Consider the following 12,597-nt stretch of genomic DNA (forward strand, 5'->3'; position numbering starts at 1 on the left):
GAACTCTAGGTCTCGGACCGGACGAGCGTCCCGACGGCGACGGTCGCGTCGAGGTCGTCGTCCCGCTCGACGGTCACGGTGAGCCCGGCCGCACGCTGGAGCGCCGCGCTGGTGGCCGCCTGGCCGCGGCTGGTCTCGACGAGCAGCCGACCACCCGGGCGGAGCCACGCGGGCGCGCCGGTGGCGACCCGGCGCTGCACGTCCAGCCCGTCGGCACCCCCGTCGAGCGCGACGCGGTGCTCGTGGTCGCGGGCCTCTGGCGGCATCAGCGCGATGTCGTCGGTCGGCACGTACGGCGCGTTCGCGACCACGGCCGCCACGCGCCCGCGCAGGCCGCGGGGGAGCGCGTCGTACAGGTCGCCCTCGACGACCCGCGCCGGCGGCAGGTTGCGTCGTGCGCAGGCCACGGCGTCCGGGTCCACGTCGGCGGCCCAGACCTCCAGGCCGGGCACGGTCGCGGCGAGCACCGCGCCGAGCGCGCCGGTGCCGCAGCACAGGTCGACCACGACGTCCCCCGCCCGCAGCCCGGTGGCGGCCAGCCGGACCAGGGCGAGCGAGCGCTGCCGCGGCACGAAGACCCCCGGCGCCACGGCGATGCGGACGCCGCCGAGCTCGGCGTACCCGACGACCTGCTCGAGCGGCTCCCCGGCGACCCGTCGCGCGGTGAGCGCCGCGAGCTCCTCGGCGTCGCCCGCCGCCTCGACGAGCAGCCGCGCCTCGTCCTCGGCGAACACGCAGCCGGCGGCGCGGAGGGTGCCCACGAGGCCGGCGAGGTCCATGGCCGATGATGCTCCCATGCCGAGCCTGAGCACCCAGGTGACCTGGATCGTGGTGGGGTACGCCGCGCTGGTCGCCGTCCTCGCGGTCGTGACCGCCGTGCGCCACCACGAGCGTCCGTCGTGGCTCGACCAGATGGTGTGGATGCTGGAGCTGCTGCTGGTGGTCCGCGCGCTCATCGGTCTCGGTGCCTTCTCGGGCGACGGGCCGGACTCGATGTCGACCTACGTGGGCTACCTGGTGTCGTCGGTGTGCGTGCTGCCGATCGCGATGCAGTCGATCCGCGAGGACCGGGCGGTGTGGTCGTCGGTGGTGGTCGCGGTCGTCGCCGTGGCGGTCGGGGTGATCGCCGTCCGGCTCGAGATGACCGCATGAGCGAGGTCTCCCGCAGCGGCCCGCACAAGGCGCTGCTCGCGTTCTACGCGCTCTTCACGCTCGCGGCCGGCGCCCGCGCGCTGGTCCAGCTGGTCACGCAGTACGACGAGGCGCCGGTCGCCTACTGGCTCTCGCTCGCGGCCGCGGTCACCTACGCACTGGGCTGGTACGCGATCCGCGAGGCGTCGGCCGGCAACACCGGCTTCGCGAGCGTGATGCTGTGGATCGAGCTGGCCGGGGTGCTCACCGTCGGCACGCTGAGCCTGGTGCGCTCGGAGTGGTTCCCCGACGCCTCGGTCTGGTCGGGCTACGGCATCGGCTACGGCTTCGTCCCGCTCGCCCTGCCGGTGGCCGGGCTCCTCTGGCTGCGCCGCGAGAAGCGCCGGTAGGCCGCACACCCCCAGCGCGATCCCAGCGCCGTCCCAGTGACGTCCCAGAGCCGGGCGACACGGTGGTCCCGTGAACACCCTGATCGCCCTCGCCGTCCCGGTCGCCGCGCTGGTCGCGTACCTGGCCACCGCCCCCGCGTCCGCCGCCCGGACCCGCCGGGAGGCCGCCCGCCGGGACCGCCGGGTCACCCGCCACCCGTCCCTCGCCACCCTCGGCGACGTGCAGCGCCGGCTCGCCGACGAGCTCCCGGGCAGCCACGCCGACTTCGTGCTGGCGCGCGTCGACCGGCACCACATCGACCCCAAGACGCTCTGGACCTGGCTGGACCGCTTCGGCGCCGAGTCGCTGGTGCTCGCGCTCGCGTCCGGCCAGGGCTACACCGGGATGCTGCGCGTCCTGCGCGACGAGCTGGAGCACGACGTCGCCGAGGCCACGGTGCTCGCCCGCCTGAGCGAGCCGGAGCTCTTCCAGCTCGCGGCCGTGGCCGCACCCTCGCGTCGTACTGGAACGTGTTCTAGATTGCCGGGGTGACCCCACCCGACGTGTTCGCCCCGGCCACCCTCGGCCCGGTGCGGCTGCGCAACCGCACCGTCAAGGCCGCGACGTTCGAGGGCCGGGCGCCCCACGGCCAGGTGACCGACGAGCTCATCGACTACCACCTCGCGGTGGCGCGCGGCGGCGTCGGGCTCACGACCGTCGCCTACCTCGCCGTCGCGCCCGAGGGGCGCACGCACCGCGAGCAGGTCGTGGTCGCGCCCGACACCCGCGACGGGCTCGCCCGGATGGCCGACGCGATCCACGAGGCCGGCGCGGCGATCGCCGGCCAGGTCGGCCACGCCGGGCCGGTCGCCAACGGTCGCTCCAACGGTGTCCACGCGCTCGCGGCCAGCCGGATGCCGAGCCCGCTGTCGATGCAGATGATCCGCTCGGCGACCTCCGCCGACCTGGCCCGGATCACCCGCGCGTACGTCGCGGCGGCGCGCACGCTCGTCGACGCGGGCTTCGACGTCCTCGAGCTGCACATGGCGCACAGCTATCTGATCTCCTCCTTCCTCGCGCCCGGCCTCAACCGCCGCAAGGACGAGTGGGGCGGCTCGCTCGAGGCCCGGGCGCGGCTGGGCCGGCAGGTCGCCCGCGCCGTACGCGACGAGGTCGGGTCCGCGGTCGCCGTCACGGCCAAGATCTCGGTCTCCGACGGCTTCAAGGGCGGCGTGACGACCGACGAGAGCCTGGAGTACGCCGCCATGCTCGAGGCCGACGGGTGCCTGGACGCGCTCCAGCTCAGCGGCGGCTCGTCGCTGATGAACCCGATGTACCTCTTCCGGGGCGAGGCGCCGGTCTCGGAGTTCGCCGCGACGATGCCCGCGATGGTCCGCTTCGGCATGAGGACGCCCGTCGGTCGTCGGTTCCTCAAGGAGTACCCCTTCGAGGAGGCGTACTTCCGCGAGAAGCAGCTGCGCTTCCGGGCCGCCCTGTCGATGCCGCTCATGCAGCTCGGCGGCATCAACCGGCTCGACACCATGGAGCGGTCGATGGCCGACGGCTTCGAGTTCGTCGCCATGGGCCGCGCGCTCCTGCGCGAGCCGGACCTGGTCAAGCGCCTGGCCTCCGGCCGCGCCACCGCGGGCGTCTGCATCCACTGCAACCGCTGCATGCCGACGATCTACTCGGGCACCCGGTGCGTGGTGATCGACCCGGCGCCGCCTCCGGGTTTCGGCGGCCACCCCTTCCCGCGAGACTAGAACGTGTTCTAGATTGCCCCGCATGGGAGAGCCACGTACGCCGTACAAGGTCGTCGTCTGGTCCACCGGCACCGTCGGGCGGCACGCGATCAAGGGGATCGACGCCCACCCGGACCTCGAGCTGGTGGGGGTCTGGGTGTCCAACCCCGCGAAGGACGGCAAGGACGCCGGCGAGCTGGCCGAGCTCGGCCGCGAGCTGGGCGTGCTCGCGACCACCGACAGCCAGGCGCTGCTCGACCTGCGGCCGGACGCCATCGTGCACACCGCGATGACCGACGACCGGGTCTTCGAGGCGATCGAGGACCTCATCGGGTTCCTGGAGGCCGGCGTCAACGTCACCTCGAGCGGCCCGGTGCTGCTGCAGTGGCCCGAGCACATCCTGCCGCCGGAGCTGCAGGAGCGCATCGACAAGGCCGGTGAGCGCACCGGTGCCAGCCTGCACGTCAACGGCATCGACCCGGGCTTCGCCAACGACGTCCTGCCGCTGGTGCTGACCAGCCTCTCCCAGCGCATCGACGAGGTGCGCGTGATGGAGATCTGCGACTACTCGACCTACTACCAGCCGGTGGTGATGGGCGACCTCTTCGGCTTCGGCCGGCCGATGGACGAGCCCGGGTTCCTCTGGAGCCCCGGCATCCTCAGCATGGCGTGGGGCAGCGTGGTCCGGCAGATCGCCGCCGGCCTCGGCATCGTGCTCGACGAGCCGCTCACTGAGGAGGTCGACCGGCGCCCGGCCGAGCGCGACACCGCGAGCGTCTCGGGCGACGTCAAGGCCGGCACCATGGGCGCGGTCCGCTTCCAGGTCATCGGCAAGGTCGCCGGCGTCCCGCGCGTCGTCGTCGAGCACATCACCCGCACCGACCCCGCGCAGGTGCCCGAGTGGCCGAGCCCGCCCGAGGGTGACGGCTGCTACCGCGTCGTGATCAAGGGCGAGCCGTTCATGCAGTGCGACTTCGTCCACCACGGCGAGCACGGCGACCACAACGTCTCCGGGATGATCGTCACCGCTCAGCGGATCGTGAACGCCGTACCCGCCGTCGTCGAGTCCCGGGGCGGACTCGTGACCGCCCTCGACCTGCCGCTCGTCACCGGCAAGGGCCTGGTGAGCACGACGTGAGCATCCTCGACAGGTTCGCGATCGAGGGCCAGGTCGCGATCGTCACCGGCGCCGGCCGCGGGCTCGGCGCCGCCACCGCCGTCGCCCTCGCCGAGGCCGGCGCCGACGTGCTGATCTCCGCGCGCACCGCCGAGCAGCTCGAGGTGGTCGCCGAGCAGGTCCGCGCGACGGGCCGGCGCTGCGTCGTCGTCCCGGCCGACCTCAGCGACCTCGACGCCGTCGCCGGCCTCGCGCAGGCGGCGTACGACGAGCTCGGCCGGCTCGACACGGTCGTCAACAACGTCGGCGGCACGTTCCCGCGCGAGTTCCTGCAGACCAGCAACCGCTTCCTCAACGAGGCGTTCAGCTTCAACGTCACCACCGCGCACGCGCTCACCAAGGCCGCAGTGCCGCTGATGCTGCAGCACGACGACGGCGCCCAGAAGAGCGTCGTGACGATCAGCTCGATGATGGGCCGCACGGCCGACCGCGGCTTCATCGCCTACGGCACGGCCAAGGCCGCACTCGCCCACTGGACCAAGATGGCCGCCCAGGACCTCGCCCCGCGGATCCGGGTCAACGGCATCTACGTCGGCTCGATCCTGACCAGCGCGCTGGAGTACGTCGCGGGCCAGCCGGAGCTGATGGGCCAGCTCGAGGGCAAGACGCCGCTGGGTCGGGTCGGCGAGCCGGAGGACATCGCCGCGGGCGTGCTCTACCTGTCGTCGAAGGCCGGGCAGTACGTCACCGGCAAGCTCATCGAGATCGACGGCGGCATCCAGCAGCCCACCCTGGACCTCGGGTTCCCCGACGTGGCCCCGTAGGGTCCGCGACGTGACCTCCTCCAGCACCCCGACGGCTCATGCGATCTCGCCGGACTCCGGCGAGCACTGGAGCAAGGAGGGCGCCTGGCAGGTGGCCGAGGGCATCCACCGGATCCCGCTGCCGCTGCCGATGGACGGTCTCAGGGCCGTCAACGTCTACGCGATCGAGACCGGCGACGGCCTCACCCTGATCGACGGCGGCTGGTCGATCGAGGTCGCCCGCGACCTGCTGGAGCGCTGCCTGCGCGACGTCGGCTACGGCTTCGGCGACATCAAGCGCTTCCTGGTCACCCACATCCACCGCGACCACTACACGCTGGCCACGGTCCTCGGGCACGAGTACGGCGCGGACGTCGCGCTGGGCTTCGACGAGAAGCCGGGCCTCGACCTGCTCAACGGCAAGCTCGACCTCGACGGCAACCCGTTCCTCGAGGTGCTGCGCACCGCGGGGGCGCACGAGATCGCGGACCTGTGGGCGGCCGGGTCGCCCGAGCTGCCCGACCCGCAGTGGTGGCAGTACCCCGACACCTGGCTGGTCGGCGACCAGCAGGTCCCCGTCGGGACGCGCACCCTCGACGCGGTGCACACCCCCGGGCACACGCCGGGCCACTTCGTCTTCGCCGACCGGGCGGCCGGGCTGCTCTTCGCCGGCGACCACGTGCTGCCGACGATCACGCCGTCCATCGGCTTCACGGTGCCTCCGGTCGCCGACCCGCTGGGCGACTTCATGGCCTCGCTGACCAAGGTGCGGGCGCTGCCCGACCTCGCGGTGCTGCCCGCGCACGGTCCGGTGGCGCCGTCCTCGCACGCGCGGGTCGACGAGCTGCTCGCCCACCACGAGCAGCGACTCGCGCTCAGCCTGGCCGCCCTCTCCGGTGGCCCCAGGTCCAGCCACCAGGTCGCCCACGGGCTGCCCTGGACGCGCCACGACCACCCGTACGCCGAGCTCGACGTCTTCGCCCAGGGGATGGCGTCGATGGAGACCAAGGCGCACCTCGACCTGCTCGTCGCGCAGGGGCGGGCCACCGCCGCGGGCTCCGCCGACGGCGTGCTCTACACGGCTACCGCCTGAGCCGCATCGGCGTGTGCGGGATCCCGTCCTCCAGGAACTCCGCGCCGTCGACCTCGAAGCCGTGCGTCGCGTACCAGCCCGCCAGCGGCGTCTGCGCGTCCAGCACCACGTCGCGGTCCTTGGCGACCTGGAGCGCGGTGTGCATGAGCGGGTCGGCGAGCCCGCGGCCACGTGCGTCCCGCGCGAGCACCACCCGCCCGATCCGCCACACCTCGGCGTCGTCGAGCACCCGGGCGTAGCCGAGCAGGTCGTCGTCGTCGCGCAGCAGCACGTGCCGGGTGCCCGGCTCGTCGTCGCGCCCGTCGAGGTCCGGGTAGGCGCACTCCTGCTCGACGACGAAGACGTCCTGGCGCAGCCGCCAGACGGCGTACGCCGTCGGGCCGTCGAGCGCGGTGAACGGGCCGGCGGTGATCGTGATCATCGGAGCAGCGCCGCGCAGGCGAGGCGGTCGTGGGTGCGGCTCGGCATGCGCCCACAGTAGAGATGTCACAGACCGGCGACGAGCGGTGTCTGGTGGTCATGCCCGTTAACGTCAGCAGCTGTGAGGCCCGCATGAGTGCCACCGATGTCTTCGTCGAGCACCGGAACCTGCTCTTCACCGTCGCCTACGAGATGCTCGGCTCCGCGGCCGACGCCGAGGACGTGCTCCAGGAGACCTGGTTGCGCTGGGTCGACGTCGACCACGCGACGGTCCGCGACGACCGCGCCTACCTGGTCCGGATCACCACCCGGCTCTCGCTCAACCGGATGCGCGGCAACGCGCGCCGCCGCGAGTCGTACGTCGGGCCGTGGCTGCCCGAGCCGCTGCTCACCACGCCGGACGTCGCCGAGGACGTCGAGCTCGCCGACTCGGTGTCGCTGGCGATGCTGACGGTCCTCGAGACCCTCGGCCCCACGGAGCGGGCGGTCTTCGTGCTGCGCGAGGTCTTCGACTTCGGGTACGACGAGATCGCTGCGGCCGTCGACAAGACGCCGGCCGCCGTACGCCAGATCGCGCGGCGCGCCCGCGACCACGTCGCCGAGCGCAAGCCGCGCAGCGAGGCCACGCAGGCGCAGTACCGGCGGGTGCTCGAGCAGTTCATGGTCGCGTCCAGCACCGGTGACGTGCAGGGCCTGATGGACGTGCTCGCACCCGACGTGGTGCTGGTGTCCGACGGCGGTGGCCTGAGGCGGGCCGCGCTGCGCCCGATCCTCGGTGCGGACAAGGTCGCCCGCTTCCTGAGCGGCGCGGGCGGCGACACGCCGTTCACCCTCGAGATCGCCTACGTCAACGGCGCGCCGGGCATCCACATCCTCGTCGACGGCGTGGTCGAGACCGTCGTCTCGGCGGTGCTCGAGGACGGCCTGATCACCGGCCTCTACGCCGTCCGCAACCCCGAGAAGCTGGCCCGGGTGGACACGGTGACGCCGCTGGCCCGGTGAGGGACTAGTCTCGACTCACAAGACAGGGGAGCACGCCCGTGCGTGCTGAGAGTGCGGAGAAGCCGCAGACCCTATGAACCTGCTCCGGTTAGCACCGGCGAAGGGAGTCGGAGTTGAGACATTTCCGTGCGGCCACGCCTGCCCTCCTCGCGACGGGGGCGCTCGTCCTCACCGCCTGCTCGACGGTCGGAGGTGGTGACGGCGACTCGGGGACGACGAAGGACGGCGAGCCCACCCGCGTCGTGCTCGTCACGCACGAGTCCTTCGTGCTGCCCGAGGACCTGCAGGCGGAGTTCGAGCAGCAGTCGGGCTACGAGCTGGTCGTCCGGGCCTCCGGCGACGCCGGTGCGCTGACCAACAAGCTCGTGCTCACCAAGGGCGACCCGCTCGGCGACGTCACGTTCGGCATCGACAACACCTTCGCCTCCCGCGCGCTCGACGAGGGCGTCCTCGCGCCGTACGACGCGACGCTGCCGGAGGGGGCGGAGCAGTACCGGCTGCCGGGCGACGACGACCACGCGCTCACGCCGGTCGACAACGCGAGCGTGTGCGTCAACGTCGACGACACCTGGTTCGCCGCGCACGACCAGGAGCCGCCGTCCTCGCTCGACGACCTCGCCGACCCGGCGTACCGCGACCTGTTCGTCGCCCCCGGCGCGGCCACCAGCTCGCCGGGCATGGCCTTCCTGCTCGCGACCATCGCGGAGTACGGCGACGACTGGCCGGACTACTGGGAGCGACTGATGGCCAACGGCGCCAAGCTGACCGAGGGCTGGTCGGACGCCTACCAGGTCGACTTCACCCAGGGCGGCGGCCAGGGCAAGCGGCCGGTCGTGCTGTCCTACGACTCCTCGCCGGCGTTCACGATCGCCGACGACGGCACCTCGACCACCAGCGCGCTGCTCGACACCTGCTTCCGCCAGGTCGAGTACGCCGGCGTCCTCGAGGGCGCCGAGAACCCCGACGGCGCCGAGGCGCTGGTCGACTTCCTGCTCACCCCGGAGGTGCAGGCCGCCCTGCCGGAGAGCATGTACGTCTTCCCGGTCGACGCCGGCGTCGAGCTGCCGGAGGAGTGGGCGCAGTTCGCCCGGCAGCCCGCCGACCCGCTCGAGGTCGACCCGGCCGAGATCGCCGCGAACCGGGACGACTGGCTGCGCGAGTGGAGCGACATCACCTCGCGATGAGCGCGGCATGAGGAGGACGCTCACCCTGGTCGGCCTGGCGGCGGTGCCGCTGGCCGTCCTCGGGGTGTTCTTCGTGCTGCCCGTCGCGGGGATGATCTCGGAGGGCTTCTACGTCGACGGGCAGCTCGACGTCGGCGCGGTCGTCGAGGTCCTCACCCGGCCGCGCACGGTCCGGGTCGTGTGGTTCACGGTCTGGTCCGCGCTCGCCGGCACGGCGCTGTCGCTGCTGCTCGGCGTGCCGGCCGCGCACCTGCTCCACCGTCGGCGCTTCCCCGGGCGGTCGGCGCTGCGCGCGGCGCTGCTGGTGCCGTTCGTGCTGCCGACCGTCGTCGTCGGCGTCGCGTTCCGCGAGCTCATCGGAGAGGCCGGGCCGCTGGGCTTCCTGGGCTTCGACGGCTCGGCCGCCGCCATCGTCGCCGGGCTGGCGTTCTTCAACGTCGCCGTGGTGATCCGGGCGGTCGGCGCGGCCTGGGAGTCGCTCGACCCGCGACCGGCCGAGGCCGCGGCGGCGCTCGGCGCCGGACCGGCGCACGTGTTCCGCACGGTGACCCTCCCGGCGCTGCGGCCGGCGATCGTGTCGGCGGCCAGCGTGGTCTTCCTCTTCTGTGCCACGGCGTTCGGGGTCGTGCTGACCTTGGGCGGGCTCCGCTACTCGTCGGTGGAGACCGAGATCTACCTGCTCACGACCAACCTGCTCGACCTCCAGGCGGCCGCCGCGCTGTCGATCGTGCAGCTCCTCGCGATCGTCGCGCTGCTCGCGATCACCAGCCGCCTGCGCGCGGTGGCCGACCCGACGCTGGCGCGCACCACCGCCCGACCGCCGCGGATCGGGCGCGGGGACTGGCCGAGCGTCGCGGCGACCGCGCTCGTCCTGCTGCTCGTCGGGCTCCCTGTGACGGCTCTCGTCGTCGGCTCGCTGCACGCCGGCGGCGGCTGGAGCCTCGACAACTACCGGGCGTTGACGACGGAGGGCTCACGCCAGGCCCTGCTGGTGCCGGCGACCACCGCCCTGGTCACGTCGCTGCGCACCGCCGTCGACGCCACCTGGATGTCCCTGACCCTCGGCGTCCTGGTGGCGGTCGTGGTCAGCCGCCGCTCGCACAGCCGGACCGAGCGTCGCGCGCGCGGACTCCTCGACGGCCTCTTCATGCTCCCGCTCGGGGTCTCGGCGGTGACCCTGGGCTTCGGCTTCCTCATCACCCTCGACGAGCCGCCGCTGGACCTGCGCGACAACCCGCTGCTGGTGCCGATCGCCCAGGCGCTGGTCGCGCTGCCGCTCGTCGTCCGCACGCTCGCGCCGGCGCTCGGCGGGATCGACGACCGGCAGCGCCAGGCCGCGGCGTCGCTCGGCGCCGGGCCGGTGCGCACGTTCGCGACGGTCGACCTGCCGGTGCTCTGGAAGCCCCTGCTCGCGGCCGCCGGCTTCGCGTTCGCCGTGTCGCTGGGGGAGTTCGGTGCCACGTCGTTCCTCGCTCGCGAGGAGAACCCCACCCTGCCGATCGTGATCTTCCACCTCATCGGACACCCGGGTGCGATGAACTACGGCATGGCCCTCGCCGCCTCCGTCGTCCTCGCCGCAACCACCGCCGTGGTGATGCTGGCCGTCGAGCGGCTCCGGGTGCCGTCGCTGGGAGCGCTGTGATGCTGAGCCTCGACCACGTCCACGTCGCCTACGACGGCGTGCCCGCCGTCGTCGACGCCACGCTCGACCTGCCCGACGGCCAGGTGCTGGCCGTGCTCGGCCCCAGCGGCTCCGGCAAGTCGACCCTGCTGCGCGCGATCGCGGGGCTCGAGCCGGTCGGCTCCGGCCGCATCTGCTGGGACGGCGCCGACCTGGCCGGCACCCCCACGCACAAGCGGGGGTTCGCCCTGATGTTCCAGGACGGCCAGCTCTTCGGCCACCTCACCGTCGCCCGCAACGTCGGCTACGCCCTGCGGCTGCACCGGGTGCGCGACACCGACGCCCGCGTGCGCGAGCTGCTCGCGCTGGTCGGCCTCGAGGGGTACGCCGACCGGCTGCCCGCGACGCTCTCCGGCGGCGAGCGGCAGCGCGTCGCCCTGGCCCGGTCGCTCGCTGTCCAGCCCCGGCTGCTGCTGCTCGACGAGCCGCTGTCGGCGCTCGACGCCGGGCTCCGGGAGCGGCTGGCGAGCGACCTGCGCGACATCCTCCGCGAGGCCGGGACCACGGCGCTGATGGTCACCCACGACCAGGAGGAGGCGTTCACGGTGGCCGACCGGCTGGCCGTGATGCGCGCCGGCCGGATCGTCCAGCAGGGCGACATCGCCGAGGTCTGGCGCGCGCCCACCGACCCGGAGACCGCGCTGTTCCTGGGCTACGCGCGCGTGCTCGACGGCCCGGAGGCCGCGGTGGTGCGCGCCGCCACCGGGCTCGCGGGCGACGGGCCGGTCGCCGTACGCCGGTCCGCGCTGGTCGTCGCCGCCGCCGGTCCCCTGTCCGGCGTGGTGCTCTCGGCCCGGGCCACCCCCGAGCAGATCCGCCTGGTCGTCGACGTCGACGGGATCGGCGAGCTCGACGCGGTCGCGCCGCTCGGCACGCACCCCGGCGCCGGTGACCGGGTGTCGATGGTGGTGGACGCCTCACGCGTGGCCGTGCTGCGCGAAGCGGGCTGACTCGACACAGTCCCTACACTTGCGGGCGTGTATCGCCGTGCCTGGACCCTGCTCGTGGTCAACGCCATCGTCATGGCGGTGTGGGCCGGCATCACGGCGATCTACGTCGGTCGCCCGCTGATCGACCCGGACGGCAGCTTCCTCGGCCCGGCGATGGTCCGGCTGCCGATCCTCTGCTTCGGCGCGCTCTTCCTCGACCTCGTTCCGCGGGCGGTGTGGATCTCGCGGGGCCGGGTGAAGCAGATGCCGGAGCTGGTGCAGGACAGGTGGCGCTCGCACTGGTCGCGGGAGCGGATCCTGCTGGTGATCCTCGGCATCGTCTGCTTCTACGTGATCTACGTCTGCTACCGGAACCTCAAGTCGTTCCTCCCGCTGGTGAGCGACCGGATGTACGACCGCGAGCTGCACGCCTTCGACCGGATCCTCTTCTTCGGCCACAACCCCGCCACGGTCATCCACGAGGTGCTCGGCACCACCGTGGTCGCGCACGTGCTGTCGACGTTCTACCTGCTCTTCATCCCGATGGTCGCGATCATGGTGACCGTCTGGCTGGTGTGGTCGCGCAACCTGTCCTACGGCTGGTGGTTCGTCACCGCCCAGGGCATCGCCTGGACCCTCGGCACCGTGTCCTACTACGCGCTCCCGACCCTCGGCCCCGGCCTCGAGTACTACTGGCTCTACGGCAACCTGTCCCATACCGGCACCACCGACCTGATGAACTCGTTGCTCAACGCCAGACAAGGCGTGCTCTGGGGCGACGGTCAGGCGCAGACCGTCGCCGGCTTCGCGAGCCTGCACACCGGGATCTCGCTGCTGTGGGCCCTGATGGTCCAGTTCACGGTCCGCAGCCGCTGGATCCGGATCGTCTTCTGGGTCAACTTCGGGCTCACGGTCACCGCGACCCTCTACTTCGGCTGGCACTACGTCGCCGACGACGTCGCCGGCGTGATGATCGCGTTCATCGCCTTCTACCTGGGGGGCATCGCCAGCGGCCAGAAGTTCGACCGCCACGGCCTGGCCTCGCACCCGACGACGACGACCTCGAAGGTCCCGGTCGACCACTGAGGCGGCCCGGGAGCGGTCC

Annotated in this window: 14 protein-coding genes and 1 riboswitch; of the genes, 12 read left to right on the plus strand and 2 right to left on the minus strand. The window is 72.9% G+C overall.

Translation table 11 applies throughout. From position 1 onward, the window contains the following. Positions 1-5 precede the first annotated feature (5 nt). Positions 6-779: a putative protein N(5)-glutamine methyltransferase gene (locus tag HZF07_RS17500; protein WP_157343413.1), complete on the minus strand. Its 774-nt coding sequence runs from the start codon at positions 777-779 to the stop codon at positions 6-8. Between the two features lie 16 nt (positions 780-795). Between HZF07_RS17500 and HZF07_RS17505 the strand changes: the two genes are divergently transcribed. From HZF07_RS17505 to HZF07_RS17535, 7 genes are all read left to right on the plus strand, one after another. Next, the gene (locus HZF07_RS17505) at positions 796-1,152 is read left to right on the plus strand and encodes a hypothetical protein (RefSeq protein WP_157343415.1); all 357 of its coding nucleotides are present in this window, start codon (positions 796-798) and stop codon (positions 1,150-1,152) included. After that, entirely contained in the window at positions 1,149-1,541 is a 393-nt protein-coding gene (locus HZF07_RS17510; protein WP_157343417.1) for a hypothetical protein, read from the plus strand. Before HZF07_RS17505 ends, HZF07_RS17510 begins: the two co-directional genes overlap by 4 nt. Positions 1,542-1,611: 70 nt before the next feature. Next, positions 1,612-2,073, plus strand: a complete 462-nt coding sequence (locus tag HZF07_RS17515) for a hypothetical protein (RefSeq protein WP_157343419.1) — start codon at positions 1,612-1,614, stop codon at positions 2,071-2,073. Beyond that, positions 2,070-3,284, plus strand: a complete 1,215-nt coding sequence (locus HZF07_RS24575) for an NADH:flavin oxidoreductase (RefSeq protein ID WP_309504821.1) — start codon at positions 2,070-2,072, stop codon at positions 3,282-3,284. Before HZF07_RS17515 ends, HZF07_RS24575 begins: the two co-directional genes overlap by 4 nt. A 22-nt stretch (positions 3,285-3,306) precedes the next feature. Next, on the plus strand, positions 3,307-4,401 hold the full coding sequence (locus HZF07_RS17525; protein WP_157343422.1) for an NAD(P)H-dependent amine dehydrogenase family protein: 1,095 nt from the start codon (positions 3,307-3,309) through the stop codon (positions 4,399-4,401). Next, positions 4,398-5,204, plus strand: coding sequence for an SDR family oxidoreductase (locus tag HZF07_RS17530; protein ID WP_181645320.1), 807 nt, complete (start codon positions 4,398-4,400; stop codon positions 5,202-5,204). The genes HZF07_RS17525 and HZF07_RS17530 overlap by 4 nt, the downstream gene beginning before the upstream one ends. A 10-nt stretch (positions 5,205-5,214) precedes the next feature. Next, entirely contained in the window at positions 5,215-6,276 is a 1,062-nt protein-coding gene (locus tag HZF07_RS17535; RefSeq protein ID WP_181645321.1) for an MBL fold metallo-hydrolase, read from the plus strand. Here HZF07_RS17535 and HZF07_RS17540 read toward each other — a convergent pair. Then, positions 6,266-6,697: a GNAT family N-acetyltransferase gene (locus HZF07_RS17540; protein WP_157343426.1), complete on the minus strand. Its 432-nt coding sequence runs from the start codon at positions 6,695-6,697 to the stop codon at positions 6,266-6,268. The two genes, HZF07_RS17535 and HZF07_RS17540, sit on opposite strands and share 11 nt — an antisense overlap. Positions 6,698-6,828: 131 nt before the next feature. On the opposite strand from HZF07_RS17540, the gene HZF07_RS17545 reads away from it, so the two are divergent. The 5 genes from HZF07_RS17545 to HZF07_RS17565 all read left to right on the plus strand — a co-directional run bounded on the left by HZF07_RS17545 (position 6,829) and on the right by HZF07_RS17565 (position 12,578). Then, positions 6,829-7,698 (plus strand): RNA polymerase sigma-70 factor, encoded by an 870-nt coding sequence (locus HZF07_RS17545; protein ID WP_157343428.1) that lies wholly within the window; start codon positions 6,829-6,831, stop codon positions 7,696-7,698. 14 nt (positions 7,699-7,712) lie between these two features. Then, positions 7,713-7,821: riboswitch (TPP riboswitch) on the plus strand. Further along, entirely contained in the window at positions 7,812-8,882 is a 1,071-nt protein-coding gene (locus HZF07_RS17550; RefSeq protein ID WP_157343430.1) for a thiamine ABC transporter substrate-binding protein, read from the plus strand. It overlaps the preceding riboswitch by 10 nt. Before the next feature lie 7 nt (positions 8,883-8,889). After that, entirely contained in the window at positions 8,890-10,524 is a 1,635-nt protein-coding gene (locus HZF07_RS17555) for an ABC transporter permease (protein ID WP_157343432.1), read from the plus strand. Further along, the gene (locus HZF07_RS17560) at positions 10,524-11,513 is read left to right on the plus strand and encodes an ABC transporter ATP-binding protein (protein ID WP_157343435.1); all 990 of its coding nucleotides are present in this window, start codon (positions 10,524-10,526) and stop codon (positions 11,511-11,513) included. Before HZF07_RS17555 ends, HZF07_RS17560 begins: the two co-directional genes overlap by 1 nt. Positions 11,514-11,540: 27 nt before the next feature. Next, positions 11,541-12,578 carry a phosphatase PAP2 family protein gene (locus HZF07_RS17565; RefSeq protein WP_309504822.1) on the plus strand — a complete coding sequence of 346 codons (1,038 nt, stop codon included), beginning with the start codon at positions 11,541-11,543 and terminating at the stop codon, positions 12,576-12,578. Positions 12,579-12,597: the final 19 nt, after the last annotated feature.

Source organism: Nocardioides agri, from assembly GCF_013778305.1.
GTDB classification, from domain to species: domain Bacteria; phylum Actinomycetota; class Actinomycetes; order Propionibacteriales; family Nocardioidaceae; genus Nocardioides; species Nocardioides agri.

Coding starts and splice junctions, on each gene's coding strand:
- HZF07_RS17525 (WP_157343422.1), top strand. CDS start 3,307: ATGGGAGAGCCACGTACGCCGTACAAGGTCGTCGTCTGGTCCACCGGC.
- HZF07_RS17540 (WP_157343426.1), bottom strand. CDS start 6,697: ATGATCACGATCACCGCCGGCCCGTTCACCGCGCTCGACGGCCCGACG.
- HZF07_RS17555 (WP_157343432.1), top strand. CDS start 8,890: ATGAGGAGGACGCTCACCCTGGTCGGCCTGGCGGCGGTGCCGCTGGCC.
- HZF07_RS17505 (WP_157343415.1), top strand. CDS start 796: ATGCCGAGCCTGAGCACCCAGGTGACCTGGATCGTGGTGGGGTACGCC.
- HZF07_RS17545 (WP_157343428.1), top strand. CDS start 6,829: ATGAGTGCCACCGATGTCTTCGTCGAGCACCGGAACCTGCTCTTCACC.
- HZF07_RS17560 (WP_157343435.1), top strand. CDS start 10,524: ATGCTGAGCCTCGACCACGTCCACGTCGCCTACGACGGCGTGCCCGCC.
- HZF07_RS17510 (WP_157343417.1), top strand. CDS start 1,149: ATGAGCGAGGTCTCCCGCAGCGGCCCGCACAAGGCGCTGCTCGCGTTC.
- HZF07_RS17500 (WP_157343413.1), bottom strand. CDS start 779: ATGGACCTCGCCGGCCTCGTGGGCACCCTCCGCGCCGCCGGCTGCGTG.